A 24,100-nucleotide genomic window follows, 5' to 3' on the forward strand; every position below is an offset into this window, starting at 1 on the left:
GATGCACCCTAGGGGTTCAGGGGACGGCTCAGCTTGGGCGCAGACTCATGGCAGTGACCCTGCGCCCCCGACTTCGTCAGATCCCGGCAACACTGGTCATCATGGAGGTCTGGGTTCCGGCGATTTTGCCAGCCAGATCGAGCGCTGCCTTGTTCTGCGCAACAGAGGTCATCGCGGCAGAAGCCACCGATGTCATCATGGACGATGCCACGGAGGTCATCATGGATGAGGCAACGCTCGTCATCATTGATGACGCAACCGAGGTCATCATCGCAGTCGCGTCGCCCGAAAACATATCAGCACGGGAACTATATTCTTCAACAATATCAAGGCGTAGCGCGGCGTTGGTGACCATTTTACCCTCCAGGTTTCAGCGATTCAACATCCCCACGCTAGCGGCTCAAAATTGATTCGGATGAAAAAATTCAATCCCCGGTTTAGTTATCCACAAATTTCGCAACCTTGTGGATAAGTCATGTCCGCAGACCCTATCCGGTCTTGCGTTGTGCTGGCCCTTGGCCGATAGCTGACGCACAACAGGAAAGGCAGGCAGATGCTGATCGCGACTTTCAACATCAACGGTATCAAGGCACGGATCGACGCCCTGCCCCGCTGGCTGACAACGGCGAAACCGGATGTGGTCTGTCTGCAGGAAATCAAATCGGTGGATGAGGGATTTCCGCGCGCGATGTTCGAAGACATGGGCTACCGCGTCGAGACCCATGGCCAGAAAGGCTTCAACGGCGTCGCGCTCCTGTCGCGCCTGCCGCTGGAGGATGTGACGCGCGGCCTGCCCGGCGATGATGCTGACGCGCAGTCCCGCTGGATCGAGGCCACAGTGATGGCACCCCGCCCGGTCCGGGTCTGCGGCCTGTATCTGCCGAACGGCAACCCCGCGCCGGGGCCGAAGTATGACTACAAGCTGGGGTGGATGGCGCGGATGGAGGCGCGGGTCCGCGCGTTGCTGGCGCTGGAAGAGCCCTTTGTCTGCGCAGGCGACTATAATGTGATCCCGCAGACCGAAGATGCCGCACGGCCCGACGCCTGGGTCACCGACGCGCTGTTTCTGCCGCAGACCCGGCAGGCCTATCGTCGCTTGCTGAACCTTGGTCTGCTCGACGCCTTTCGCGCGCGCGAACAAGGGCCGGGGCACTACAGCTTCTGGGACTATCAGGCCAATTCGTGGGAGCGGAACAACGGGATCCGCATCGACCACCTGCTGCTGTCGCCGCAAGCCGCCGACCGGCTGACCGGTGCCGGCATCGACCGCGAGGTGCGCGCGGGCGACAAGCCGTCAGATCACGTGCCGGTCTGGATCACGCTGGACGACTGACGCGCCCGCCCGCGGGCGCGCAGCATCGAGACAGTGTAGATCACCAGCGCCGCCCAGATCATCGGGAAGGCGATCAGGCGCACCGTGCCAAAGGGCTCGTCAAAGACAAAGACCGCGATCAGAAAGATCATCGTCGGCGCGATATACTGCATCATCGCGATGGTCGACAGCCGCAGCCGCTTGGCCCCATTGGCATAGATCATCAGCGGAATGGCCGTGACGATCCCGCTGCCGATCAGCAGCAGATCATCCCGCCCCACGCCTTGCAGAAAATGCGAGTCGCCCTGGACCTGCGCCCAGATCACATAGCCAAGCGCCAGCGGGGCCAGCAGCATCACCTCCAGCGTAAAGCCCTGATTGGGGCCGATGGGCAGCGACTTTTTCAGATAGGCATAAAGGCCCCAGGTCAGGGTCAGACTCAGCGCCACGACCGGCAGCCGCCCGGCCTCGATCGTCAGCAGGATCACGGCGGCAGCGGCCAAGGCAATCGCTGCCCATTGCGCCGCAGTCAGGGCTTCCTTGAGTAGGATCCGCCCCAGCAGCACAGAAAACAGCGGGTTGATGTAATAGCCAAGCGCTGCCTCCAACGCATAGCCCGCGCCGATGGCCCAGACGTAGATGCCCCAGTTGACCGAAATCAGCGTCGCCGTGGCCGCGCCCATCATCAAGGTGCGCGGTGTGCGGAACGCCTGCCGCAGATCCTGCGTCCGCCCCAGCCAGACGATCACCGCCAGCGCAATCGGCAGCGACCACAGCACCCGGTGGGCAATCACCTCAACGGGTGGCACATGCGCCAGGGCTTTCATGTAGAGCGGCAAAAAGCCCCAGAACACATAGGCGCCCAGAGCATAGAAAAAGCCGGACAGGCTGTCTTCGTTTTTGGGGAGGGATGCGTCAGTCATGCCGACCGCATAGCGCTTTGGCCGCCTGCCCACCAATGGCAATTTGTGACGGGCACAATCAGCAGGGGTGATCATGCACCCGCTGTCTCAGCGCGGCAGGTCAAACTCCGGCGCGGCCAGCACAAAGCCCGCAAAGTCAAACCCGGGGCTGACGGTACAGGACACCAGACTGTAGGCCCCGGTAGAGCGCGCGGCCTGCCAGTGTCCGGTGGGCACCACGAGCTGCGGCATCTGGCCGTGCAACACCTCGGGCCCCAGCATATGATCCACCGCCCGGTCCAGCCCAACCGACAGCACCACCGGCGCGCCGGCATGCCAGAGCCAGATTTCATCGGCATCGACATGGTGCCAGTGACTGCGCTCGCCCGCTTTCAACAAGAACAGGATCGCCGTGCCGCTGGCGCGGCCGTCTACAACCGGCCCCACCCATGTCTGGCGATACCAGCCGCCTTCGGGATGCGGGGCAAGGCCCAGATGGGCAATGATCCGGTCAGCCTCATCCATGCCCTGCCCCATTCATCTTGGCAAAAATACTCCCGCCGGAGGCTCCCGGACGTGCCGCAAGAGCCTCCGCCGCAAGACTGTCTCAGACCTTCAGGATCGAGCGCCCGGCGTATTCTGCCGTCTCGCCCAGCATTTCCTCGATACGGATCAGCTGGTTATACTTCGCCAACCGGTCCGAGCGCGACAGCGAGCCGGTCTTGATCTGGCCGCAGTTGGTGGCGACTGACAGATCGGCGATGGTGCTGTCTTCGGTCTCGCCGGAACGGTGGCTCATCACATTGGTATAGCGCGCGCGATGCGCCATATCGACGGCTTGCAGGGTTTCGGTCAGGGTGCCGATCTGGTTGACCTTGACCAGCATGGAGTTGGCAACGCCCTTGGCGATGCCTTCGGCCAGACGCTTGGGGTTGGTCACGAACAGATCGTCGCCCACCAGCTGGATCTTGTCGCCGATGGTATCGGTCAGCAGTTTCCAGCCCTCCCAGTCGTCTTCCGAGCAACCGTCTTCGATGCTGATGATCGGATAGTCGGCCGCGAGCGAGGCCAGGAACGCGACATTTTCAGCGATGGTCAGCGATTTGCCTTCGCCCTTCATCTCATACTTGCCGCCCTTGAAGTACTCAGTCGCGGCGCAATCGAGGGCCAGATACATATCGACGCCCGGCTTGAACCCGGCCTTTTCGATGGATTTCAGAATGAAATCAAGCGCGTCGCGGGCGGAGTTGAGATTTGGTGCGAAGCCGCCCTCATCGCCGACATTGGTGTTGTGACCGGCCTGTTGCAGCTCTTTCTTGAGCGTATGGAACACTTCCGACCCCATGCGGATCGCGTCGCGGATATTGTCCGCGCCGACCGGCATGATCATGAATTCCTGAATATCAATCGGGTTATCAGCATGTTCGCCGCCGTTGATGATGTTCATCATCGGCACCGGCAGCACGCGGGCCGAGGTGCCGCCGATATAGCGGAACAGGGGCTGCGCGGTGAATTCGGCGGCGGCTTTGGCCACGGCCAGCGACACGCCCAGAATGGCGTTGGCGCCCAGACGGGATTTGTTCGGCGTGCCGTCCATCTCGATCATGGTGCGGTCGATGCCGACCTGTTCGGTCGCGTCATAGCCCACCAGTTCTTCGGCCAGCTCGCCATTGACGGCAGCAACCGCCTCCAGCACGCCCTTGCCCTTGTAGCGGTTCTTGTCGCCGTCGCGTTTTTCATTGGCCTCGTGCGCGCCGGTCGAGGCACCCGAAGGCACGGCGGCGCGTCCCATGGCGCCGCTTTCCAGCGTCACGTCCACTTCAACAGTGGGATTGCCGCGGCTGTCGAGAATTTCGCGGGCGTGGATGTCGATGATCGTGCTCATGGGGGCTCCGTTCTGCGGATGATGCTCTCGGCCCCGTCTTTACCTTGGGTCGGCCTTCATGGAAAGGGCGCGCTTGACCCTGGCTTCGCGGGCAAAGGTGTAAAGCCCCGATCCGATCACAAGTGCGGCCCCGGTCAGCATCCAGACATCCGGGCGTTCGCCAAAGAAGATCATCGCCAGAATCATCGCAAACACCAGTCGCGCATAGCGGAACGGGGCCACGACCGAGACTTCGCCCAGGCGCATGGCGGCGGTGACGGCGTAATAGGCGAACAGCCCGGTGACCAGCGCGCCGGTCAGATCGACCCATTGCGACGGATCAATGGCTTGCAGGGATTGCCCTTGCATGGCCATCAGCACAAGACCCGCAGGCACCAACCCCAGATAGGCCCATGTGGTCAACTGGAACGTGCCGATGCTGACATGCATCACCCGTGTTGACAGATCCCGCGACGCCATAAGGAACACGCAGGCCACCGTCAGCAGGCCTGCCAGACGAAAGCCCTCGGTTCCCGGTTGCAGGATGATCAGAACGCCAAGGAAGCCGACCGCGATGGCCGTCCACCGCCGCCAGCCGACCTTTTCGCCCAGAACCAGAGCCGCCCCCATCGTCACAACCAGCGGTGAGGCTTGCAGCAGCGCCGAATTGACCGACAACGGGATCAGAGCCAGCGCGGTGATGTAGAGCATGGCGGCCAGTGCCTCGGACAGGGTGCGCAGCGCCGCCGCCCCGGTCAGGGCGCGGCGGGTCAGGATCGGCTGGCGCAGGCGGGCGGCGATCAGCCAGAACACCACCGCGCCCCCTGCCCCCATCATCGCAATCACCTGCCCCGGAGGCATCGCACTGGCAGCACGTTTCAGGAACAGGTCTTCCAAAGCAAAGCCAGCCATGCTGGCCACCATCAACCCTGCGGCACGTGGATTATCGGCGCTGCTCACGGTTTTTGCGATTTGGTGATCGGCACGCCCAGCAATTCCAGCCGGTGCCCGATCAGCCGGTAGCCCAGACGCGCGGCGATCCGTTCCTGCAGCTCTTCGATGTCGGGGTCGACAAATTCGATCACCTCGCCGGAGTTCACATCGATCAGGTGGTCGTGGTGATCGCGTTCGGCATCTTCATAGCGGGCGCGGCCATCACCGAATTCCAGCTTTTCCAGAATCCCCGCCTCTTCGAACAGTTTTACCGTGCGGTAGACAGTTGCCAGCGAGATGCGCGGGTCAATGCGGGCGGCGCGGGCGTACAGTTCTTCGACATCGGGATGATCCTCAGCCTCGCCCACCACGCGGGCGACGATGCGGCGCTGTTCGGTCATTCGGAGGCCCTTGGCCTCACAACGGGCGATGATGTCGGTCATTGGCGTGCTTTGCAGGCAAGGTGTCTTTCCGCTTTAGCCCAGAGGTGCCGCGCGCGCCACCCCTTTGGTCGGGACGTGTCCGCGCGGTGGCAGCGGGCGACGCACCATATCTTGGGGTTCGCATGGCTGGATGCACATCTCGTCGCGGCTGAACTTTGCGACGGAGGCGAAAGATCAACCGACCGGCTGCATTTATGCCATCGTTTTTGCTGCCGGATGTCAGCGCTGTGATTCTGGTAGCGGGCCTGCCTATGGCCCCCCGGTCACAGTGATGCAGACCGAACAGACCAGTGCCGGGCCCTGCGGGAATCACCTGGACAGTCGGGCTCACAATAATCCCCAAGCCAGCCGATATTCAGACCGGATCTTAGCCCCTCGCGACAAACCTGCGGGTTCGCAGGCGAATTCCGTGATCCTGGCCGTGGCGTTGTCAAACTGTCCCGAGGTTTATCCGCAGATATGTCCACAATCGCTGCGCCGCTATTCTGAGAAGTCTGCCAAGACACACAAAATGGCGCAGTTCAGGGTCAAGCAATATTTTACCCCGGCTTCGTAAAAAAGTGGTTGCCGAGACCGCATCCTTACGACAGTTTGACAGACGAACCCAGCGACACACTAAATATAGTGGTCCGCAGGACGGGGCAAAGACCCATCGAGCAGGTCATCGCTGTGTGGCGAAGCCGTCTTGTCTGCACGGCGCAGGCAAGGCCCGAAGCTGTTTTGCCCCCTCTCTGCCGCCGGGTGATTGGGGATCAACAGGCCGCGACCGGGTATCAACCGGGGCCACGCAACGAGGACAGGCACATGAAGATCGAGCGGAAGTTCACGACCGAGACAACGGGTGCGTATGGGGCAATGGGGTTCACCACCACCATTTCTGAAATCCGCAATCCCGATGGCAAGATCGTCTTTCGCAACGAAGCCGTCGAAGTTCCCGACGGCTGGAGCCAGGTCGCCTCGGATGTGCTGGCCCAGAAGTACTTCCGCAAGGCGGGTGTGCCTGCCCGGCTGAAGCGGGTGAAGGAAAAGGGTGTTCCTGCGTTCCTGTGGCGCTCGGTTGCGGATGAAACGGCGCTTGCAGATCTGCCGCAAGACCAGCGCATCGTCGGCGAGACCAGCGCCAAGCAGGTGTTTGACCGTCTGGCCGGGGCCTGGACCTATTGGGGCTGGAAAGGTGGTTATTTCTCCACCGAGGCCGATGCGCAGGCCTATTATGACGAGATGCGCTTCATGCTGGCCCGCCAGATGGCCGCGCCGAACAGCCCGCAATGGTTCAACACCGGCCTGCATTGGGCCTATGGCATCGACGGCCCGTCGCAGGGGCATTTCTATGTCGATCACCAGACCGGCAAGCTGACCCGATCCACCAGCGCTTATGAGCACCCGCAGCCGCATGCCTGCTTTATCCAGTCGGTCAAGGATGATCTGGTCGGCGACGGCGGCATCATGGATCTGTGGGTGCGAGAGGCGCGGCTGTTCAAATACGGTTCGGGCACCGGCACCAACTTTTCCTCGTTGCGTGGCGAGGGCGAAAAGCTGTCGGGCGGGGGAAAATCCTCAGGACTGATGGGATTTCTGAAGATCGGCGACCGGGCGGCGGGCGCGATCAAATCGGGCGGCACCACGCGGCGGGCGGCCAAGATGGTGATCTGCGATATGGATCACCCCGATATCGAGGCGTTCATCAACTGGAAGGTCATCGAAGAACAGAAAGTCGCCTCTCTGGTCGCCGGATCAAAGCTGCACGAGGTGCGGCTGAACGAGATTTTCACCGCGATCCGGCAGTGGGATGGGTCGGCCGAGGCTTCGGTTGATCCGGCCAAAAACGTGGCGCTGAAGGCGGCGATCAAATCGGCGAAAAAGTCGATGATCCCGGACACTTACACCAACCGCATTCTGCAATATGCGAAACAGGGCTATACCAGCATCGAGTTCCCCACCTATGATGTGGACTGGGATTCCGAGGCCTATACCACCGTTTCCGGCCAGAACTCCAACAACTCGGTGCGGGTAACGGATGCCTTTCTGGACGCGGTGAAGGCGGATGCCGACTGGGCGCTGATCCGTCGCACCGATGGCAAAGAAGCGAAGTCCATCAAGGCGCGCGATCTGTGGGATCAGGTCGGTCACGCCGCCTGGGCCTGCGCTGACCCCGGCATCCAGTTCCACGACACAGTGAACGCCTGGCACACCTGCCCCGAAGACGGTGCGATCCGCGGGTCGAACCCATGTTCGGAATACATGTTCCTGGATGATACCGCCTGCAATCTGGCGTCGATGAACCTGCTGACGTTCTTCGGGAACGGCACGTTCGATGCCGAGGCCTATATCCACGCTTCGCGGCTGTGGACCATCACCCTGGAAATCTCGGTGATGATGGCGCAGTTCCCGTCACCCGAGATTGCGCAGCGGTCGTTTGATTTCCGCACGCTGGGGCTTGGCTATGCCAATATCGGCGGGCTCTTGATGAACATGGGCCTTGGTTATGACAGCAAGGAAGGCCGTGCCCTGTGCGGCGCGCTGACTGCGCTGATGACCGGGGTGGCCTATGCCACCAGCGCCGAGATGGCAGCCGAGTTGGGAGCTTTCCCCGGTTACGCGCGCAACCGTGCCCATATGCTGCGTGTGATCCGCAATCACCGCACCGCCGCGCATGCGCGCGGGGATTATGAGGCGGTCAACGTCAATCCGGTTGCATTGGATCACATCAACTGCCCCGACCAATCGCTTGTTTCTCTTGCCAAATCTGCCTGGGATGAGGCATTGGCTCTGGGGGAGGCACACGGCTATCGCAATGCGCAAACCACTGTGATCGCCCCAACTGGCACCATCGGTCTGGTGATGGACTGCGACACCACCGGCATCGAGCCCGATTTCGCGCTGGTGAAGTTCAAAAAACTGGCCGGCGGCGGTTATTTCAAGATCATCAATCAGTCGGTTCCGGCTGGGCTGGAGGCATTGGGCTATCCCAGCCACCAGATTGCCGAAATCGTCGCCTATGCTGTCGGCCATGGCTCCATCGCACAGGCGCCTGCGATCAACCACACCTCCCTTTTGGGACATGGATTTGGCCCGCGTGAGATCGAGAAGATCGAAAGCTCCCTGCCGTCGGCCTTCGACATCCGCTTTGTGTTCAATCAATGGACGCTGGGAGAAGATTTCTGCAAAGGCACGCTGGGCATTCCGGTAGAAAAACTGGCTGATCCGGGTTTTGACCTGCTCCGGCACCTTGGATTTACCAAGGCTCAGATCGACGCCTGTAACGACCATGTGTGCGGCACAATGACACTGGAAGGCGCACCTTTCCTGAAACAGCACCACTATTCAGTATTTGATTGCGCCAATGCCTGCGGCAAGAAAGGCAAGCGCTACCTGTCGGTTGACAGCCACATCTACATGATGGCCGCAGCGCAATCCTTTATCTCGGGTGCGATTTCCAAGACCATCAACATGCCAAACTCGGCCTCCATCGAAGAAACGCTGGCGGCCTATGAGCTGTCGCATTCGTTGGGGATCAAAGCTAATGCGCTGTACCGTGACGGATCGAAACTGAGCCAGCCGCTGGCATCGGCATTGATCGAAGATGACGAAGAGGCCGAAGAGATCCTTGCGACCGGGTCGCTCCACGAAAAAGCCGCCGTAATTGCCGAGAAAATCGTCGAAAAGGTGATCATCAAGGAAATCGTGCGCAGCCACCGGGAAAAGCTACCTGAGCGGCGCAAAGGGTATACCCAAAAGGCCATCGTCGGCGGGCATAAGGTTTACTTGCGTACCGGCGAGTATCAGGACGGCAGCCTGGGCGAAATCTTCATCGACATGCACAAGGAAGGCGCTGGCTTCCGTGCCATGATGAACAACTTCGCCATCGCAGTGTCAGTCGGCCTGCAATACGGAGTGCCACTGGAAGAATTCGTGGAGGCATTTACCTTTACCCGCTTTGAACCGGCTGGCATGGTGCAGGGCAATGACAGCATCAAGAATGCGACTTCAATCCTCGACTATATCTTCCGCGAGCTGGCGATTTCCTACCTCGACCGCACCGATCTTGCGCATGTCAAACCCACTGGCGCATCATTTGACGATCTTGGCCGTGGGGATGATGAAGGCAAGCCGAATTTGGCGCCAATGAATGACGCCGCTGCCTCACGCGGCCTGGAAGTGCTCCGGCAGATCTCATCGACAGGGTATCTTCGCAAGCGTCTGCCGCAGGAACTCGTGGTGCTGCAAGGTGGTATGGGGGCAACCGCATTGGCCAACGGCACCGATCCGGTGTCGGTGCTCAACACACTGATGCCACAGGCGCGCGCGACAGGCTTTTCCGAAACCACATCAACCTATGCACTTGGCACCGCCACCAATATGACCGCCCGGACCAAAGCCAAAATGCAAGGCTATGAGGGCGACCCTTGTGCGGAATGCGGCAACTACACTTTGGTGCGAAACGGAACCTGCATGAAATGCAATACGTGCGGCGGGACCTCGGGGTGCAGCTGAGCATGTTGCGCTATTAAGTATAGTGGAAAGGGAACGGCCTGGCTTAATCGCGTGTCCGGTCTGGTCCGGAGCAGGCTTCCGGCGTTGATCTGATCGCAAGTTCCATGTCTGCGATCAGGGTCACGCCTTGGCGTGAGACTGGGCGGCGCTGGAGCCTAGCGCGAATGTTTCCGCGTTGGCCCGCCGTCCGGGGATTTCGTCGCCGCAACTGTTCGGCTGGTCCAAGACCTTCCTAGACAAGCAGAGAGAGGATGTTCCCGCAAGCGCCCCTGTGCCGCTATCGGAAACTTTAGTGAGCGCTGTCATCATCCACGTCGCGCCCGATCTTGGCGATGCTGCCTTGCGCCGTCTCATCCGCCCGGTGCGCAAAGCATGAACTCGTCCGGTGCGCGGGAATTTCTCGCGGGTCATCCGGTCGACTGTCGCAAGGGGCCGGACAATCTATCGTCTCTGGTGCGCGATTCTGACAGCCGCCGGTTCAGCAGTTCGCTTTATGTGTTCAATAAACTGGTGCGAAAAGACGGGTGCAACAACTGCCTGCAGCTGGCGGGATGCTGGGTCCACATTCAGCGACGGTTTCATTCCTGCGACTGCGGTGATGATGATCTTGTGCGGTTTTCCAGCCTTGCGGAGGCGATCTGCGAAGGATCGCAGGTTTGGGTTGTGCTGTGCAGCGACCAGTGCGGCTTAGTAACTCACGTGCCGCAGGGCACGGCAGCTTCCAGCGATGGCCCGTTTCCCGAGAAGGCTTCCGCGTGTCGTGCGCGACCAAGGCCAATTCAGTGCGTGCCACCGCCTCTTCGCCGGTGATGGTGCCGATCTCGGGCATTTCTGCGATCAGCATCGCACTGGCAACCGGGCCGATTTCCGGGATGGAACGAAGAACGATGGCGGTCTCCGACAGGCGATTGTCACTGGCGATGACCGGGGTGATCCTGCCTTCCAAGACCGCAATCAACTGTTCGAGACGATGAAGAGAGGCGGTGTCGACTGGCTAAGAAGTGTGGTCATGTCACAAGGGTCAGAGGTAGCGCACCACTCCGCCATTGGCCGGGGCCGGTGACTGCGCCAGTCTGCCAGAACCCAAATACAGAAGGGTCAGGACACGTTCTTGTTTCATAGCCAGAACATGACGGTTGTTGCGAGGGCGACGGCCGACCATGATCTCAATCCTGTTTCGCCGTTTGTCGCGTCGCTTTTCTTGATTGGCTTGCGGCGCGACGTCCGACCCGGGATGCATTGGAATTATCCCCTTGTCTTTCAACGCATCTCTGAGCCAGTCGGCGTCATAGCCCCGGTCTGCCAGAACCCCTTCCGCCTTTGGCCGCGACCCAGCGTTGTGGCGGCGCCGGTGTGATCACTGACTCGTTGACCGACGGGCGATGCGCGCATCGCCAAGAGGGGGCCTGCGGTCATGAAGAAGCGGATTGGGCGGCCCTCGGCATCGGTGACAGCGTGCAGCTTGGTGTTCATGCCACCCTTGGTCCGGCCGATCAGGCGTCCCCTTTGGTCGCCTGATCCCACTTTTCGAACGCAGGCCGGTCTCCGGGCGATGCGCATTGAGACAGGTCGCGTCGACCATCACCGTCTTCGGAACTACGGCTTCGGCGGCCAGCCCATTCCCCATCCTGGCGAAGACACCTTTGTCGCTCCACCGCTTTCAACGGTTGTAGAGGGTCTTTGGCGGGCCATACTCCTTCGGCGCATCATGCCACCGCAAGCCATTGCGATCGATGAAGTCTATGCTGCTCAGAGCTCGACGATCATCGACCCGCGGAACCCCATGGCTCTTCGGGAAGAACGGCCGAAGCCGAGCCATCTGCGCGTCCGTCATCCAGAATAGGTTGCGCATCACCCCCGTCAGTTCGCGACCTTGAAACACCCAGGCACGCCACACTCAAACCGATCAATGGGTCCTGACCCTAAATAGACACGTCGATATCCAAAGTTTTTTTTGCCCCACAGCCATAGATCAAGGATGTTTGAGAAACCTCGACAGAATATCGACCAGTAGCGCCAGTTGCCAGGCGGTGATTCATAGAATAGGTAAAGTTTGGCTGGTCTAATGTTCTGGACATCAACACTTCACCGCCTTCAGACTTGACATCGAACTGATATATCTCACGTTCCTCATTCAAAGGAACATCATACCCTTCCCACGAATCTCCGTTTACCCTTGTTCTACGAATCCAACGGAAAAGATGATCTTGATTTTCAATGTGACAAGTGAGATGCGCAACTGAAAGAGGACGCAACCCTATACCCTTAAATGCTGTGATCCTGTACTGAACAAGATCTGATCCTGGGTTTTGGTCAGATGATCCAATCCGATAGTGTCGTTCTAGGTTCAATTCCTCGATAGAAAGCGATATTTGTTTTATTCTTTCATCAATCAGGACAACATAGCTTCCAGTTGGCCAGACTTGTGGCATAATCGCATCAGATCCAAACAGGCCCCTAAGACGCATAGACACAGCGTAGAGCCCCGGGGAAATGAGTTCCGCTTCCCTATATTGCAGAATCTCCCATTTATCCGGATCGCCATCACCAATAGCCATCAGGTTTCCGCCTGACAACAAGCCGGACAAAGAGACGGATTCCATTTCACCTTTCGGCATCTCGACTAGAAGTGCCGGACCTCGGTCAAACACTCCCATCGGAGAGAGTGTCAGCTGACTTTGAGTTCGTCCAATGTACGAGGAGTTCTCAAAAAGTGTGTTAATAGAATATCCAGAGTCTTCGATTGACGACCAAAGTACAGCCGGAGCCAACCATGGATTCGAAGAAACCGCTAAGAATGGGGCATGCTGAATTTGAGTTGAACGAAGAATCGGTAAATCCATCCAGAAACCCAAGACCGGAGGTGAGGATATATGCGGATTCCATACGGACTGATCCACATTGCCAGTGTGACTGCTGGAACTAGATTCAACACGAACTGCTTTTACAGATAGCTTTTGATCAAATTCAAGTTGGTCAATCCGGTAGCTTTCACCTCTCAAAATGACAGTAGATCCAATCTTAGCTCCATATAAAGAGGGTGGTAGACAGAACGAAACTTGGTCATTTGAAATGTTTACTTCAGCCAACCACCGACTCGCCATGGCCTTTGCGGCACCCATCGGAAAAACAATTGGGTACTCAGACTCCAGCACAGAGTATAGAGATGTTCGGGTATCGACAATCTCTGCGACAGCTGCAGAAAAATTACCATCGGCGCCGATGTAAGAAAACCGAATGCTCGAAGCAATTTCAGATTTTGGCAAACGGACATATTCCAAGACCAACAAATCACCTTCATGTACCGCCAGTTCACATTCCGCCACCTGAATGACTTCTGAGATGTTTCTGGAGTTAAAACGCAAGCAGCCTTCGTCCTCAATACAATCAAATGCATAAGAAACAGCAAGGGGTTGAAGCGCGGACCTTCCGGATTGATTCTCTGAAACAGAGTACCCATGAACTGAACCGTATAGGTGGTTTATGTTTACTCCAGACAGACTTGAATCTTCACAAAGCTCAAGAACCAGTCGATCCAGCGGAACAGACGTTGCACGTCCGGTCAGCCAATGTCCACGGTAATAATTTTCACCATCAGACCAGAGATCAACATTTCTGGGAAAGTCCGGATACGGTCTTGCGTCCCAGGCCCAGGCATAGCAGTGATCAAGGTCAAGCATCGATCCTGCATATAGGTGTGATGCCGGATTGTTTCCCGGATCAACCCAGTACATATGACTGGCCCTGAAATACTGCATTTGAATAAAGTCATCTCTTATTCCGAGCGAAGAACGTGGGAGTGATGACTCAGAAGACCTTGGGTCCAGAAACTTGTTCGGCTCATTGGTACCTTTATCAATCGCAGCGCAACCATATTCTGTGAACCGCATCGGCTTGGATCGAGGAACCCATGACGTTGGTTGTTCTGACCTGATACCATTGATCCGATTGTGATGAGGCTGAGACCACCATGATGTCAGATCTTTATACCGGAAAACCCAGTCCTCTCCATATCCGAGATCATGGATCGGGAGACGGTTTTGCGCCTCGACACCCTCGGGCCCCGAATAATACCAATCAAAACCCTCTCCGCCGGCGATATTTGATTTCAGATATTCGATGTTGTAGATAGATCGCCACGCTGCGTCTGCATGTTGAGTACCGTCTCTCCAGTCCGAAATCGGCATGTAATTGTCAATACCAATAAAGTCTATGTTGTCGCTCGCCCAAAGTGGATCCAGATTAAAGTAAATGTTGTCCTCTGTATGAAACCCGAAGTATTCACTCCAGTCAGCTGCATAGCTCAGCTTGACTCCTGACCCAAGAATTGCGCGGACATCTGCTGCCAAACTCACAAGCGCTTCCACGGCTGGAAAGCGATGCTCGGGGCCACGGATCTGGGTGAGACCTCGCATTTCAGATCCAATGCAGAAGGACTCGACGCCTCCGGCAAGCTTGCACAAAAATGCATAGTGCAGGATAAAGCGACGATATCCCCATTTTTGCTCACCGTTATAGTACAACTCTCCGTTATTAATAGAGAAATCACCGCTTTGGGCGGAACCAAAAAAGGCGAATACTTCACTTGCAGCCCCCTCGGTTCCATCCGGGCTGTACTCTCTGCCTGGTGCATTAGAAAGAGTAATACGCCCCCTCCAAGGAAGAGCAGGCTGGAATGTGTTGTCAGAATAAGGATCAGGCAAGCTGTTACCGTTCATTTGTTCCATCAGAATAAATGGATAGAACATCACCGATTGGCCAAGCGCCCGCAGTGCAACAATAGCATCAATCACCGATGAGTCAGCAGGCGTACCTCCATAAAGTGAGCGTCCCTCAACACGGGGCACTTCAAGTGCCTCAGTCCGGGTCACTCCGCCTGACCGCCAAGGAAGCTGAATTCCAACATCTGTATTTCGCTCTACTTTTGGCTGAACATCACAAAACCCACAGCGCAGGTCATTGCCAAACCACGACACAACCAATGAGACGGCCTGACACTTCGGCAGCTCCTGCGTGAGCTGGTCCAAGGATGTCTGAAGATCAGTTCCTCCGCTTGGTGCATTCACATTCAGCACCCGGAAAAAGGAAAAACTTTTTTCCTCAACCACTTTCCGGGTCGAAAGGGCGTACTCGCCCGTTCCAGGGATAAGCGCGACGGCCCTGATTGCATCCTGGAGATCGGGCACTTTTTCTGCCTCGGCACCCTGCGCTCTGCGCATGACCTCAAAGCTGAACTGCGGAACGCGATTACCGTAAGCCGCAAGCTCGAGCTCTTCCAGAACAACATAGGCAACACCACGGTAAGCCGGGGCAAATGAATTGCCCAGATGTGCCTCGAGCAGCGGATCGGGAAGTTGAACCTCCGTTCCATTGTACACCCTGATATTCAGCGATTTCGGCGAGATTTCATCACCATCCGCCCATATCCGGCCGATCCCGAGGATTTCACCCTCGCACAATGCGATGGCAAGGCTGACCGAGTACGAATACTCCACAGTTTTTGGCGAAGGCATGCCTTTACCGCCGCTCTTGCGGCTGGTCTCCCGAAACGGTGAAGCCCAGATCACCTGCCCTGGTAACCGCATCCTGCCCCAGAATTTCGGAATCGGCGCTCCCTCACTGGCGCCCATGATGTGAAACCGGTCGAGTCTTCCGACTTCAACGGCATCGGAACCGAACCCCATGATCCGCTGATCAACAGCCCGCCCGAGCGTGGCCCCCAGGGCCCTGCCAACGACGGCACCGGAAAGCCCCAGAACAGTCCCGCCAAAGCCGGCACCCAGCGCAGCCCCTGCTGCGGCAAAAACGATCGTCGCCATTCATTCCGCCTTTTCAGGAAAACAGTATACGGCCGCGATGCGACGCGCCCACGGGCCAGACAAAGAGCTTTCGACCACCCCATAGCCTGTATAGGCATGGATAAATTTGGGGGTCGGCTCCAGTGTGGAAACGATGCCAAGATGCTTTGCGACAGACCCATCCCGCATTCGGAACAACAGAACATCCCCGGCACCGGGTGTCGGGTCAGATTTTCGCAACAGGCATTGGCCTGCGGCCTGCATCAGAATCTCTTCCCCCGATGGCTCTGACCAATCCATCGAATAGGCGGGAGGAGTCAGCGGTTCCGGCCCGATCACAGCCCGCCAGACCCCGCGGATCAGCCCCAGACAGTCGGTACCGGCTCCGCGGGTTGTGGACTGGTGGCGGTAAGGTGTGCCCAGCCACGTGCGTGCTTCCTGCACAATTCGTTCTTGCAGGATGGGCCCTGCGGGCTCGACAAAGACGGGTTCCCCATGCATCTGGTCACCTCCGCCCGCTTTTGCTTGGACTCGACCGCATCCAGTCTTCACCGGGGATGTGCGGGAACCCTCTGAAATTCAGGAAATTGCCAAACTTTTGCCGACAGGTTGACGCGCGCCGGTCGCAGCCTGCGACAAGCCGGATCTGGTCACCAGCCTGTGGTCGCACGCCAAAGCTCTGCCACATCTCAACAATCCGGCTCTGGCCAACCGTCGTATCCGATTTGATCCGGCCCGATTGTCCTTTTCCGATTCCAGTGTGAATCTGCAACTGACCATCCGCAAACCAGCCCTCAGAATAGTCTGCGAGTATCGGAACATTAATCACCCTGCCGTCCAACACCGCCCGAGCCGGGACAACAACAGACATGGTGGTGGCTGTCAGATCAACCTTGCACTGGTTATCGCCAAGAACCGCCCCGCATTCCGCGTGATACACCCGGCCATGCCGCACGTTCAGCGCCTCGGTCAGGCCTCGCAGTTCAACACGAAACAATCCCTGACTGCGGGTCATCTCGCCAAACGTCCCGCGGAACAAAATCGAGCGCTCGTTCACATTGGCCCAGTTCACCAGATAGCTCGTAACTTCCGCGCCATCGTAGCGCCCCGCCAGAATGTCCTCCTCACGCACTGAAGCATCCGACAGTGCGCCGACCACTTCGGTATTGTCGACCGCCATACCGTTTGTCTTTTCCAGCGCGCCCGCCGTCAGCCCGCTGCGTGCAGCGAACTGAATTCCGTCAAACGTCAGATCGCCGTCGTGGTCTGTAAATCCCAGTGTTTCACCGTCCCGGCGCCGTACAAGCCAGGCCCGGCAGACAGTGGTCGATCCGGTTTTCAGATGATTTTGCAAAGCATGCTGCATCAGATACGCACCTCCACAACCGGTACATCCGGCACCTCGCCCGTCTGAAAAGACGCAATCGAAGTCATGATCATGTCGGTGTCAAACCGGACCGGCACATCAAACTCAAAACCCGCGTAGACTGAAACACCCAGATCTGGCGGGACGACAAAGGTGATCTCACCCCGAGCGGCATCCAGCGAAAACTCCTGCCCCTCCACCTTCGGATCGCGCGCCACGGCCACCAGGACTGTCCCGGCGACAGGCTTGGTGATGCGCCGGGTGTAGGTTTCAGTCCCTGACCGATAGGTTTTCGTCAGAGCAAAGACGGTCTGTATCCCGTCACCCGTGCCGATGACCTGATCAATGGCAGTCGGCTTGTGCGATGGCAGGCAGGATTTGTAATCCGCCCAATCCTTCCAGCGAAAGCCGTGCATCCGGCCCCGGCGCGCCTCGAAAAACGCGATCAGCGCGTCGATATCGTCCAACGTCCGCAGGCCTGCCCCCGCCTCGTATCGGCGGCGGGAATGGGCCCATGGGGTGTTGCGCTCTTCATGGCCATTGGCCAGCGTCACCACGTCCGTCCGCCGTTCCGGCCCACCGATCGAACCGAAACTCAGGTTGGCCGGAAATCTGATCTCATGAAACGCCATTCTGTGTCCTCACCTGTTCCGCTGACCACGGGCCAAAGCCCGCGACGCCTGCGCCGCGATCTGGCTCTGGCTGCGCTGGAATCCCTGCACATCCGGGGTCTGAATGTTCATCACCACGGTCACCGGGCGGCCACCGCCTGCGGCCTGCACCCCAAGACGCCCGTCTGCCCCCCGCGCCAGTGGCATGATGGCTTCCGGCCCCGCCTCGCCCATCAGGCCGCGCCCACCCCGCATCGGAAAGCTGGTCGGGCTGGACACCACACCGCCCTTGGCAAAGGGCATCACCCGGCCTTGGGCAAAAGCACCGCCATCCCTGAATGGCATCATGCTCCCCATGACCGCGCTCACGCCCTGCGCGACCAGCCCCCCCATGGCGCCCTGCACCGGCCGCATCGCGGCGTTGTACACACCGTTGATCATCGACTGCGCCACCATCCGCAGCGCGTCCGACAGCTTCATTCCGTCAAAGATCAGCCCGTCAAACGCCCGTCGCAGCCCCCCACCAATACCATTGGACAGGCTGTTTACCTCCCGCCCGGTAAACTGCATGGTGGTCTGCATCTTCGCCAGTTCGCCTTCGAACGCACCAATCATCGCCGACGATGCCCCCAGCGTTGCCTCAAGTGCTGCCACCTGTTCCTGCAGCTCTTCGATCTGCGCCATGTTCCATATCCTTCGATGTGTCAGGAAAGGCCGCCGCCAGCTCTGCCAGCCGCGCCCGTGTCAGGGGCGGGCTCGCCGCATCCGCCCCCAGCATGATCCTCAGCTCCACCGGGGTCAGCCGCCAGAACGCGCCCGGCTCCAGCCCCAGTTGGTGCAACCCCACCCGGATCAGGCCCGGCCAGTCGATGCCGCTCATGCCTCACCCGGCAGGGTAAAGGCCCGCGCCAGCAGCTCTGCCGCGACGCGGGCAGCCTCCATCGGGCCACCACCGATCTCGACACTGCGCAGATCGGCGGCGGTGCCCTGCCACCCGCCGCCGCGCAACCCTGCAACCAGCAAGACCAAGACATCGCGCGTCGAAAACCGGCCCGCCTCGAACCGCTGCACCAGGTCAATCAGCGACCCCGTCGCCAGAGCTTCCTCCAACTCGGCCAGCGCTCCGAGCGTCAGCCTGGCGACATGGCGGCGGCCGTCCAGCACCACCGCCACCTCGCCCGCCCAAGGGTTCGCCATCACAGCGCCACAAAGCTGAGAGCACCCGCCGAGGCCAGCGACATCTCATAGGTCGCCTCGCCATTGTGGCTGCCGGCATAGTCGATCGAGGTGATCATGAATGCCCCCTCCACAATCCCGAAATCAGGAATGATCACCTGAAAGTTGGGCACCTCGCCGTCAAAGAAAATCTGCCGCGCCCGCTCATCGGTATTGGCATCGCGAAACACGCCCGATCCCGAAATCGAGGCCGACTTCACGCCCGCGCCGCCCAGCAACTCGCGCCAGCCGCCCGCACTTTCCAGACTTGTCACATCCACCGTTTCGGCATTGAAACTGATCCGCGTCGCCCGCAGGCCCGCCACGGTTTCAAAGCTGCCGTCCCCCGTCAGATCCAGTTTCAGCAAGAGATCTTTTCCGCTTTGCACAGCCATGCTCATTCTCCAGAAATTTCAGATGTTTAAAGTTCAATTCGCACACGGAAGGTAAGGTCGATCCGCCGCACCTCGCCCTCTGCCAGCCGCCGGGCCACCGCTTTCAGAAAGCGGATACTGACAATGCGACCAATACTCAGCGCCGGGGTCGCCCCCACCAGACTGTCTGACACCGCACCCGCCAAAGCCTTGGCCGTCAGAAATCCACTGGCATCGCTGATCACGCTGACCACGATCCGGTGCTCTACGCCGTCCCCGGTCTTGTCCGACTGGTCCAGCACCTCTTCCGGGCCAATCAGCACAAAGGTTCCCGCCGCACCCTGCGGCGGCATTGCATCCATGACCAGAACACCGGCCAGCGCCGGAGCACCGGCCAATACCCCATAGACCGCTGCCTGCAGGGCAGCTGCTGCGCCATAGCTCATGACGGTGTCTCCTCGCGTGCAAAGCAGATCAGGTACTGTCCCGCCGCCTCCCGTTCAGTCACTGCCAGGACCTGAAACACGCGGCCCCCGTCCGTCAGGCGTTGCCCCGGCACCGGCCTGCGGGGCGAACCAGCAGCCGCCCCCCGCAGCGTGATCCGGTACGGAACACTTGCTTGCCTGACCTCTTCCCCACCCAGCTCCCGCCCGGTCCCGGGCACGACCTCGGCCCACAGGGTTCCGACCGCATGCCACGAGGTCGAAAATCCCCCCGCGCCATCAGGGGTGGAAACCGACTGCTCCAACGTCAAGAGCCGGTTCAGATGCACCGCCTTCATGCGCTGCCTCCCCCCAGAACCCGCACTGTGCGCCAGCGCTCGATCAGCGCCTGAACCGCCAGTGGCAGAGCCGGGCCACCCTGCCCGCCAGAATGGCGCGCCTCGTAAAACTCCGCGGCCAGCAGCAGTACAGCCTGCGCCAGATCCACGGGCACCGCATCCCAGCCGGAGCCAAAGCCCGCGTCAAAAACAATCTCGACTGTGCCCTCCTCAGGAATGGCGGGCAAGCTCCGCCCGGTTCCCCGCAGCCGCGGCCGGGCCATGTCGGGCTCCAGCCGATAGCGGTCGCTCGGCACCACCGTCGCCCCCCCCGCCACATCGCGCAGCGTCACCGATACCAGCGCCGACACCGGGGCCATGGGCAAGGCCTGCGCGCCCCGATCTTCGCGCCAGCGGTTCAAACGCAGCAGGAACCGCCGCGCCAGCAGCGCCTTTCCGGTGCGCCCCTCGATGGCCGCAATCGCGGCCCGCAGATGGGCCACCACCAACCCATCCTGCAATCCGTCATCGGCAAAGCCGGTGCCCAGACGCAGATGATCCTTCATCGCCTGCACCGGCAGTGCCTCTGACGGCACCGCGGTCTGCTCGGTCAACATCATCATCTCTCTCCGATTGCCCCGCCGTTCTGCAAAGATCGGGCGCGCGCCCCACACCGCTCGGTCGGAGGGGGGAGCAGCTAGACGGCATGGATTTTCCTGCGCGCGCCCGAAATCAGGCCAGCCCGTACGCCTGGGCTGGCCGCGACCCTTGCGTTACGACACCGCCACTTTCAGCAGCTTGATCGCCGCAAAATCGGTGATGTCGCCACCCACGCGCTTGTTGGCATAGAACAGCACATGCGGCTTGGCGCTGAACGGATCGCGCAGAATGCGCAGATCCGGCCGCTCGGCGATGGTGTAACCCGAGGCAAAATCGCCAAAGGCGATCGGATAGGCATTGGCCGCCACATCCGGCATGTCCTCGCAGATCAGCACCGCATAGCCCATCAGGCGCGGCGGCTCACCGGCCTGCAACCCGTCCGACCACATGAAGCGGCCATCGGCATCCTTCATCTTGCGCACGGCACCGGCGGTCTTCGAGTTCATGACAAAGGTGCCGTTGGCCCGGTAATCCGCCCCCAACGCATAGACCAGATTGACAATGCAGTCCGCCGAATTGGCCGCCGAAAAATCGGCCGCAGCCCCTGTCGGCACATAGCCCAGTGACCCCCAGGTCCACGACGCATTCGCAACCTTTGCCGGCAGCAGAATACCGCGCGGCTTGTCCACACCATCGCCGTTGACAAAAGCCGCCGCCTCCGCCCGGATGAACCGCGTCGCGATCTTGCCAGCCAGCCAGCCCTCGACATCAAAGGCGCTGTCGTCCAGCAGCCGCTGGCTGGCCTTTGGCATCGCTGACAGCTCATGCAGCTTGATCGAGATCCGCTCAATCGCCGGGGTTGCGGTTTCGGTCTGCGCCGCAGCCTCGGTGGCCCAGCCTGACCCCACTTCGGTCCGGTCGATCAGCACATCGAACGACACCGCATCCACCTGCACCACATTGGCGACCGACCGCAGCGAAGAGGTCGACACCAGCAACGACCGGATCGTATCCGCCGTCTGCGGGTCCACCAGATAGCCGCCCTCGGCGGCCACCGCCGTGTTCAGCGCCTTGCCCTCCAGCACCAGCCCCCGCAACCCGTCATCATCGCCCGAGCGCAGATAGGCGTCAAACGCCTTCTGATGCGGGGCATCGTGATCAGCGGCGGCGGAAAGGGCCGGACGGCCATAGCTCATCGTCTTTTGGTTCAACATGGTCAGTCGCTCTTCCTGATGTTGCAGCGATTGTTTCACTTCTGCCTGAAACACTTTGAGTTCATTCATGAATCCGGCCATTGCGGATTTGACCTCCGCACCCGGATGCAGGGCCGTGGGCATATCTTCCCCGGCCCGAGCCTTTCTCTCGGTCATCGTCACTCCTGATGTTTGAACGAAGGCCGGGGCGTTACCGCTCGGCCAGTTGTCGGCGCGCGTCATCAAAGACCCGCGCCAGTTGTCGCCAGTGCCAGTCGTCATCCGACTTTGCCTGCACCCGCGCCTCAGAGAGCATAGGGAACGTCACCAGAGACACCTCCCAAAGCTCCAGCTCCGACAACAGCCGCTGGCCCTTGCCGTTGCGTTCCGCCTTCACTGTGCGGTAGCCGATTGACAAGCCGTCAATCGCCCCTGCCGCAAGCAGCGCCGCCGCCTCACGGCCCCGGTCCACTTCCGTCAGGATACGGCCCTTGACCCACAGGCCATGCGCGTCCTCGCGCACCTCATCCCAGACCCCGATCGGTTGTGCCGGGTCATGCTGCCACAGCATCTTGACTTTGGCCCCCTTGGCCGCCAGCCGCTTCAGACTGGCACCATAAGCCCCGGCCACCACCACGTCGCCGCCCTGATCCTTTATCCCGAACAGGCTGGCATAGCCTTCGACCACCTGGCCATCGGTCACCGTCAGCCCTTGCTCCGGTCGCAGATACTTCCGCTCCGGCGCGCCAATATCGTTCATCCCTTCACCTCATCGCCGCCTGAAGAATGGCCTCGGCCCCCTGCGCCAGCAGAAAGGCCGCAACCCCGTAAACGCCCAGCCAGATGCGCTTTTCCAGTCGCTCCAGCACCGCGTCGATCTGGCCAAGCCGGTAGTCCAGCGCCGCCCAACGCTCTTCGGCCACGCGCTCATTCGCCTCGATCCGCGCCGCCGCCGCATCGAAGCTGTCGTACAAGAACCGTGATCCTCCGGGCTTGCGGATCGTCATGCCTCGTCAGACACCGCAGGCAACCCCAGCAACCGCCGCTTTTCGGCCACGGTCAGAAAATCCGCCGCCCCCACCCGCGCCCATTGCTGATCGCGCTCCGCCGCCAGCGCCGGGATCTGGTCCAGATCGACCCGCAACTCGACCTCTTCCCCCGAAAACCCGGTCAGCCAATGGCTGACATCGGCCATCACCTTCGCCGCCAGCGGCAGTACGGTCAGCCGGTAAAACGCCCGGTTGGCCTCCTGATAATTGGCATAGGTGGCATCGCCAGGAATCCCCAGCAGCATCGGCGGGATGCCAAAAGCGACAGAGATTTCCCGCGCCGCCGCCTCCTTGGTCTTCTGAAACTCCATGTCCGAGGGCGAAAATCCCATCGGTTTCCAGTCCAGTCCGCCCTCCAGCAGCATCGGCCGTCCGGCATTGCGCGCGCCCTGATGGTTCGCCTCGATCTCCCCCACCAGCCGGTCGTACTGGTCGTTCGACAACGATCCCTGCCCGTCCACGCCCTTGTAGACAATCGCTCCCGAAGGCCGCGCCGCATTGTCCAAGAGCGCTTTCGACCAGAAGCTGGCCGCGTTGTGCACATCCACCGCCACCGCCGCCGCCTGCATCGGCGACAAGCCATAATGGTCATCCTGCGGATGAAACGCCTTCAGATGGCAGATCGGTTTGACCGCGCCGCGCATGTCAAACCGGTGCGTCCGCCCGCCCACCGTATAGTCATAGGCCACCGGCCAGCCATCCGGCCCCGGCACCAGCGACATCCGGTCAGAGCGCAGCACATGCAGTTCCCCCGGCAGCGCTGATGCCCCCGGCACCGCCTCCAGATAGGCATTGCCGCTCAGCAAAAAATGCCCGTAGACCGCCTCCAGAAACTCGGCCCGCCCCTGCGCGCCGTTCGGGCGGTTGATCACCCCCAGCACCGGGTGGCTGTCAAACCGCCGCTCGGCATCCTGACACACCAGCGGCAGCGCCGCCGCCGCCTCGGCCACCAGCTTGACCGCACGAAAGCCCACCGGATTGGCCAGAAACCCGGTCCGGGTCAGCGAAGCCGCATCGCGCGGGCTCCACTTCACCCGGCCCGATGATCCCCAGGCCGCGACCCGCCCGGTGGCACTCGCCTTGGTTTCCATAACGGCAGAGGGCGCGGGCGAAACCTCGCCCCGCCGCAGAAAGTTGAACACCATGTTTTCCGATCTCCGTTCTGCGGGAACTCCCGTCCCCGACG

General features: G+C 60.2%; 24 protein-coding genes and 1 pseudogene. 3 read left to right on the forward strand and 22 right to left on the reverse strand.

Features of this window, described 5'->3' with window-relative positions; genetic code table 11:
* Nucleotides 1–76: 76 nt before the first annotated feature.
* The gene (locus J2X53_RS10915; protein WP_349037523.1) at nt 77–355 is read right to left on the reverse strand and encodes a hypothetical protein; all 279 of its coding nucleotides are present in this window, start codon (nt 353–355) and stop codon (nt 77–79) included.
* A 198-nt stretch (nt 356–553) separates the two neighbouring features.
* Here J2X53_RS10915 and xth point away from each other — a divergent pair, with 198 nt between their 5' ends.
* Complete coding sequence (gene xth / locus J2X53_RS10920) at nt 554–1,333, forward strand: exodeoxyribonuclease III (protein ID WP_349037524.1); 780 nt, start codon at nt 554–556, stop codon at nt 1,331–1,333.
* Here xth and rarD read toward each other — a convergent pair.
* The 5 genes from rarD to J2X53_RS10945 all read right to left on the reverse strand — a co-directional run bounded on the left by rarD (nt 1,300) and on the right by J2X53_RS10945 (nt 5,454).
* Entirely contained in the window at nt 1,300–2,235 is a 936-nt protein-coding gene (gene rarD, locus J2X53_RS10925; RefSeq protein ID WP_349037525.1) for an EamA family transporter RarD, read from the reverse strand. The two genes, xth and rarD, sit on opposite strands and share 34 nt — an antisense overlap.
* Nucleotides 2,236–2,322: 87 nt before the next feature.
* Nucleotides 2,323–2,739, reverse strand: a complete 417-nt coding sequence (locus J2X53_RS10930) for a cupin domain-containing protein (RefSeq protein WP_349037852.1) — start codon at nt 2,737–2,739, stop codon at nt 2,323–2,325.
* Nucleotides 2,740–2,821: 82 nt separating this feature from the next.
* Nucleotides 2,822–4,099, reverse strand: a complete 1,278-nt coding sequence (gene eno, locus J2X53_RS10935) for a phosphopyruvate hydratase (RefSeq protein ID WP_349037526.1) — start codon at nt 4,097–4,099, stop codon at nt 2,822–2,824.
* 39 nt (nt 4,100–4,138) lie between these two features.
* On the reverse strand, nt 4,139–5,038 hold the full coding sequence (locus J2X53_RS10940) for a DMT family transporter (RefSeq protein ID WP_349037527.1): 900 nt from the start codon (nt 5,036–5,038) through the stop codon (nt 4,139–4,141).
* Nucleotides 5,035–5,454, reverse strand: a complete 420-nt coding sequence (locus J2X53_RS10945) for a Fur family transcriptional regulator (protein WP_349037528.1) — start codon at nt 5,452–5,454, stop codon at nt 5,035–5,037. The genes J2X53_RS10940 and J2X53_RS10945 overlap by 4 nt, the downstream gene beginning before the upstream one ends.
* A gap of 804 nt (nt 5,455–6,258) precedes the next feature.
* Between J2X53_RS10945 and J2X53_RS10950 the strand changes: the two genes are divergently transcribed.
* Both J2X53_RS10950 and J2X53_RS10955 read left to right on the forward strand, forming a co-directional pair.
* Nucleotides 6,259–9,948, forward strand: a complete 3,690-nt coding sequence (locus tag J2X53_RS10950) for a vitamin B12-dependent ribonucleotide reductase (protein ID WP_349037529.1) — start codon at nt 6,259–6,261, stop codon at nt 9,946–9,948.
* 782 nt (nt 9,949–10,730) lie between these two features.
* Complete coding sequence (locus tag J2X53_RS10955; RefSeq protein WP_349037530.1) at nt 10,731–10,922, forward strand: hypothetical protein; 192 nt, start codon at nt 10,731–10,733, stop codon at nt 10,920–10,922.
* Between the two features lie 185 nt (nt 10,923–11,107).
* Here J2X53_RS10955 and J2X53_RS10960 read toward each other — a convergent pair.
* The 16 genes and pseudogenes from J2X53_RS10960 to J2X53_RS11035 all read right to left on the reverse strand — a co-directional run.
* Nucleotides 11,108–11,800 (reverse strand): annotated as a pseudogene (locus J2X53_RS10960) (IS5 family transposase); the annotation flags it as partial.
* 70 nt (nt 11,801–11,870) lie between these two features.
* Nucleotides 11,871–15,767 (reverse strand): glycoside hydrolase TIM-barrel-like domain-containing protein, encoded by a 3,897-nt coding sequence (locus J2X53_RS10965; protein WP_349037531.1) that lies wholly within the window; start codon nt 15,765–15,767, stop codon nt 11,871–11,873.
* Nucleotides 15,768–16,247 (reverse strand): NlpC/P60 family protein, encoded by a 480-nt coding sequence (locus J2X53_RS10970; RefSeq protein WP_349037532.1) that lies wholly within the window; start codon nt 16,245–16,247, stop codon nt 15,768–15,770. It abuts the gene before it with no gap.
* 4 nt (nt 16,248–16,251) lie between these two features.
* Nucleotides 16,252–17,112, reverse strand: a complete 861-nt coding sequence (locus tag J2X53_RS10975) for a DUF2163 domain-containing protein (protein ID WP_349037533.1) — start codon at nt 17,110–17,112, stop codon at nt 16,252–16,254.
* Nucleotides 17,112–17,744: a DUF2460 domain-containing protein gene (locus J2X53_RS10980; protein WP_349037534.1), complete on the reverse strand. Its 633-nt coding sequence runs from the start codon at nt 17,742–17,744 to the stop codon at nt 17,112–17,114. Before J2X53_RS10980 ends, J2X53_RS10975 begins: the two co-directional genes overlap by 1 nt.
* A gap of 9 nt (nt 17,745–17,753) precedes the next feature.
* The gene (locus J2X53_RS10985) at nt 17,754–18,407 is read right to left on the reverse strand and encodes a phage tail tape measure protein (protein WP_349037535.1); all 654 of its coding nucleotides are present in this window, start codon (nt 18,405–18,407) and stop codon (nt 17,754–17,756) included.
* The gene (locus J2X53_RS10990; protein WP_349037536.1) at nt 18,364–18,603 is read right to left on the reverse strand and encodes a rcc01693 family protein; all 240 of its coding nucleotides are present in this window, start codon (nt 18,601–18,603) and stop codon (nt 18,364–18,366) included. Before J2X53_RS10990 ends, J2X53_RS10985 begins: the two co-directional genes overlap by 44 nt.
* Nucleotides 18,600–18,920 carry a gene transfer agent family protein gene (locus J2X53_RS10995; RefSeq protein ID WP_349037537.1) on the reverse strand — a complete coding sequence of 107 codons (321 nt, stop codon included), beginning with the start codon at nt 18,918–18,920 and terminating at the stop codon, nt 18,600–18,602. The genes J2X53_RS10990 and J2X53_RS10995 overlap by 4 nt, the downstream gene beginning before the upstream one ends.
* The gene (locus tag J2X53_RS11000; RefSeq protein WP_349037538.1) at nt 18,920–19,333 is read right to left on the reverse strand and encodes a phage major tail protein, TP901-1 family; all 414 of its coding nucleotides are present in this window, start codon (nt 19,331–19,333) and stop codon (nt 18,920–18,922) included. Before J2X53_RS11000 ends, J2X53_RS10995 begins: the two co-directional genes overlap by 1 nt.
* Before the next feature lie 26 nt (nt 19,334–19,359).
* The gene (locus tag J2X53_RS11005; protein ID WP_349037539.1) at nt 19,360–19,758 is read right to left on the reverse strand and encodes a DUF3168 domain-containing protein; all 399 of its coding nucleotides are present in this window, start codon (nt 19,756–19,758) and stop codon (nt 19,360–19,362) included.
* Nucleotides 19,755–20,093 (reverse strand): head-tail adaptor protein, encoded by a 339-nt coding sequence (locus J2X53_RS11010; protein ID WP_349037540.1) that lies wholly within the window; start codon nt 20,091–20,093, stop codon nt 19,755–19,757. The genes J2X53_RS11005 and J2X53_RS11010 overlap by 4 nt, the downstream gene beginning before the upstream one ends.
* Nucleotides 20,090–20,692 (reverse strand): hypothetical protein, encoded by a 603-nt coding sequence (locus J2X53_RS11015; RefSeq protein WP_349037853.1) that lies wholly within the window; start codon nt 20,690–20,692, stop codon nt 20,090–20,092. The genes J2X53_RS11010 and J2X53_RS11015 overlap by 4 nt, the downstream gene beginning before the upstream one ends.
* A 153-nt stretch (nt 20,693–20,845) precedes the next feature.
* Entirely contained in the window at nt 20,846–22,042 is a 1,197-nt protein-coding gene (locus J2X53_RS11020; RefSeq protein WP_349037541.1) for a phage major capsid protein, read from the reverse strand.
* Between the two features lie 34 nt (nt 22,043–22,076).
* On the reverse strand, nt 22,077–22,625 hold the full coding sequence (locus J2X53_RS11025; RefSeq protein WP_349037542.1) for an HK97 family phage prohead protease: 549 nt from the start codon (nt 22,623–22,625) through the stop codon (nt 22,077–22,079).
* 4 nt (nt 22,626–22,629) lie between these two features.
* A complete protein-coding gene (locus J2X53_RS11030) occupies nt 22,630–22,872 on the reverse strand; it encodes a hypothetical protein (protein WP_118152398.1) in 243 nt (80 codons plus the stop codon).
* Nucleotides 22,869–24,059 carry a phage portal protein gene (locus tag J2X53_RS11035; RefSeq protein ID WP_349037543.1) on the reverse strand — a complete coding sequence of 397 codons (1,191 nt, stop codon included), beginning with the start codon at nt 24,057–24,059 and terminating at the stop codon, nt 22,869–22,871. The genes J2X53_RS11030 and J2X53_RS11035 overlap by 4 nt, the downstream gene beginning before the upstream one ends.
* Nucleotides 24,060–24,100: the final 41 nt, after the last annotated feature.

Source organism: Pseudotabrizicola sp. 4114 (assembly GCF_031457365.1).
Lineage (GTDB): Bacteria > Pseudomonadota > Alphaproteobacteria > Rhodobacterales > Rhodobacteraceae > Pseudotabrizicola.